The following is a 2556-nucleotide window of genomic DNA, read 5'->3' as shown; positions in this document are numbered from 1 at the left end:
CCGTCTGGCCACCTATTTTCACGTCCATCTGGTCTCGGATTCGACCGGAGAGACCCTGAACGCGATGGCCAAGGCGGTGACGGCCCGCTTCGACGGCGTCATTCCGATCGAACATATCTACGCCCTTGTCCGATCGGAGAAGCAGATGGAGCGTGTGCTGCAGGAGGTGGAGGCGGCGCCGGGCGTGGTTCTGCACACCCTGGTCGACCGCCATCTGCGCGAACAGCTGGAGGACGGCTGCCGGCGACTAGACATGCCCCAGATCGGCGCCCTTGATCCTCTGGTCGGGGCCATGTCCCGCTATCTGGGCGCGGCCTTGTCGACGCGGGTCGGGGCTCAGCACGCCCTGGATCATGATTATTTCAACCGGATCGCGGCGCTGGACTTCGCGATGGCTCATGACGACGGCCAGGGCACGACCGAACAGCTGGAAGGCGCCGATGTGGTCCTGTGCGGGGTCAGCCGGACCTCCAAGACCCCGACCTGCATCTATCTGGCCCATCGGGGAATCCGCGCCGCCAATGTCCCGCTGGTGCCTGGACAGGAGGACGGCGAGCGGCTGACGCGGCTGAAGAATCCTCTGGTCGTCGGCCTGACCGTATCGCCCGACCGCCTGATCCAGATCCGGCGCAACCGGATCGACAATCTGAACGCCAGCCAGTCCTCCAGCTATACGGATCAGGACGCCGTCCGCGACGAGACGATCAAGGCCAAGCGCGCCTTCGCCCGGCGCGGCTGGCCGACCATCGACGTCACCCGTCGGTCGGTGGAGGAAACGGCCGCCGCCATCACCAACCTGCTCAGCGAGCATCGCAACCAAAAGATCGGGACAAGCTGGTGAGCGACATATCCCTGTCCAGCCCGGGAGGGCGCGAGACCCTGATCCTGGCGTCCAAGAGCGCCGCCCGCCGCGCGATGCTGGAAAACGCCGGCGTGCCGTTCGAGGTCCGCGTCGCCGGCGTGGACGAAGACGCGATCAAGGCCGTCTCGACCGACCTGGATCCCGCCGGCCTGGCGGTGCGGCTCGCCGAGGCCAAGGCCCTGGCCGTTTCGCGCGATGACGAAACCGCCTGGGTGCTGGGCTCGGATCAGACCCTGGCCTTCGACGGCGGGCTGATTTCCAAGGCGAAATCGCTCGACGCCGCCCGCGAACGGCTGAAATCCATGCGCGGCCGCATCCATCACCTCCATTCCGGCGCCGCCCTGGCGGTGAAGGGCGAGATCGTCTGGTCGGGCGTGGACACGGTCGAGATGCGGATGCGTGACTTTTCCGACGCCTTTCTCGACGCCTATCTGGCGGCCGAGGGCGAGGCCCTGCTGGCCTGTGTCGGCTCCTATCGGCTCGAGGGCATGGGATCCCAGTTGTTCGCGGCCATCGACGGCGACTATTTCACCGTCCTGGGCCTGCCGCTGTGGCCGGTCCTGGCCGAGCTGCGCCGGGCGGGGGTCCTGTCCGCATGAGCCGTCATCGCATCACGGGCGCGGCCCTGGTCGCCGGGATCGCCGGCAATCCGGTGGCCCATTCCCTCAGCCCCGTCATCCACAACGCCTGGCTGGCGGCCGGCGACATCGACGGCGTCTATGCGCCCTTCGCCCCCGCCGATGCGGCGGGGTTCGAGGCCCTGGTCGCGGCGGGCCGCGCCGGACTGATCCTGGGTCTGAACGTCACCGCGCCCTTTAAGGAACAGGCCTTCGCCCTGGCGGATCAGGCGACCCCGGCGGCCCGGCTGACAGCCTCGGCCAATATCCTGACCTTCGACGCCGGCCGGGTCTCGGCCGACAGTTCGGACGGGATCGGCCTGATGCTGGGCCTGAAGGAACAGGCGCCGGATCTGACCCTGGCAGGTCGACCGGTGGTCATGCTGGGGGCGGGCGGCGCGGCGCGGGCCGGCTCAGGCGCCCTGATCGAGGCTGGGGCCGAGGTTCGGATCGTCAATCGGTCGCGCGACCGGGCCGAAGCCCTGGCCGCCGATCTGGGCCCTTCGGTCCGGGTCATGCCGGCGTCCGAGGCTCTCGACGGCGCCGTCCTGGTGATCAACGCCCTCAGCATCCAGCCGGATCTGGATTTCGACGCCGTCGCCCCGGGCACGGTGATGATGGACATGACCTACAAGCCCCTGGCCACCCCCTTCCTGACGGCGGCGCGGGCGCGCGGCCTGCCGACGGTGGACGGTCTGGCCATGCTGATCGGTCAGGCGGCGCCCTCGTTCCAGGCCCTGTTCCGTCGTCCGCCCCCGCCGCTGGACCTGCGCGCCCTGCTGACGGCCCATCTGGGCGAAGTGACATGATCCTGCTGGGTTTGACCGGCTCCATCGGCATGGGCAAGTCGACCACGACGGCCATGTTCGCCGATCTGGGCGCGGTCGTCTGGAACGCCGACGACGCCGTGCACAGGCTCTATGCGCCCGGCGGCGCTGCGGTCGAACCGGTCGGCGCCGCCTTTCCGGGCGTGGTCGTGGAGGGGGCCGTGGACCGCACCCGCCTGGCCGAGGCCCTGGGCCGGGACGAAACCGCCTTCCGCCGGCTTGAGGCCATCGTCCATCCCCTGGTGACGCG

4 protein-coding genes are annotated in these 2556 nt (G+C 69.3%); all 4 read left to right on the top strand.

Annotated elements, in window-relative coordinates:
- The first annotated feature begins 4 nt into the window (after positions 1-4).
- The gene (locus tag ER13_RS16935; RefSeq protein WP_052005180.1) at positions 5-841 is read left to right on the top strand and encodes a pyruvate, water dikinase regulatory protein; all 837 of its coding nucleotides are present in this window, start codon (positions 5-7) and stop codon (positions 839-841) included.
- On the top strand, positions 838-1461 hold the full coding sequence (locus ER13_RS16930) for a nucleoside triphosphate pyrophosphatase (RefSeq protein ID WP_008261380.1): 624 nt from the start codon (positions 838-840) through the stop codon (positions 1459-1461). Before ER13_RS16935 ends, ER13_RS16930 begins: the two co-directional genes overlap by 4 nt.
- Entirely contained in the window at positions 1458-2288 is an 831-nt protein-coding gene (locus ER13_RS16925; RefSeq protein WP_008260314.1) for a shikimate dehydrogenase, read from the top strand. Before ER13_RS16930 ends, ER13_RS16925 begins: the two co-directional genes overlap by 4 nt.
- Positions 2285-2556, top strand: a 272-nt coding sequence (locus tag ER13_RS16920) for a dephospho-CoA kinase (protein WP_035311194.1), incomplete at its 3' end; no start/stop codon positions are given. The genes ER13_RS16925 and ER13_RS16920, both read left to right, overlap by 4 nt.

It is taken from the genome of Brevundimonas sp. EAKA (assembly GCF_000698025.1).
Taxonomy (GTDB): domain Bacteria; phylum Pseudomonadota; class Alphaproteobacteria; order Caulobacterales; family Caulobacteraceae; genus Brevundimonas; species Brevundimonas mediterranea_A.
This window is presented reverse-complemented; position numbering and strand designations above follow the sequence as displayed.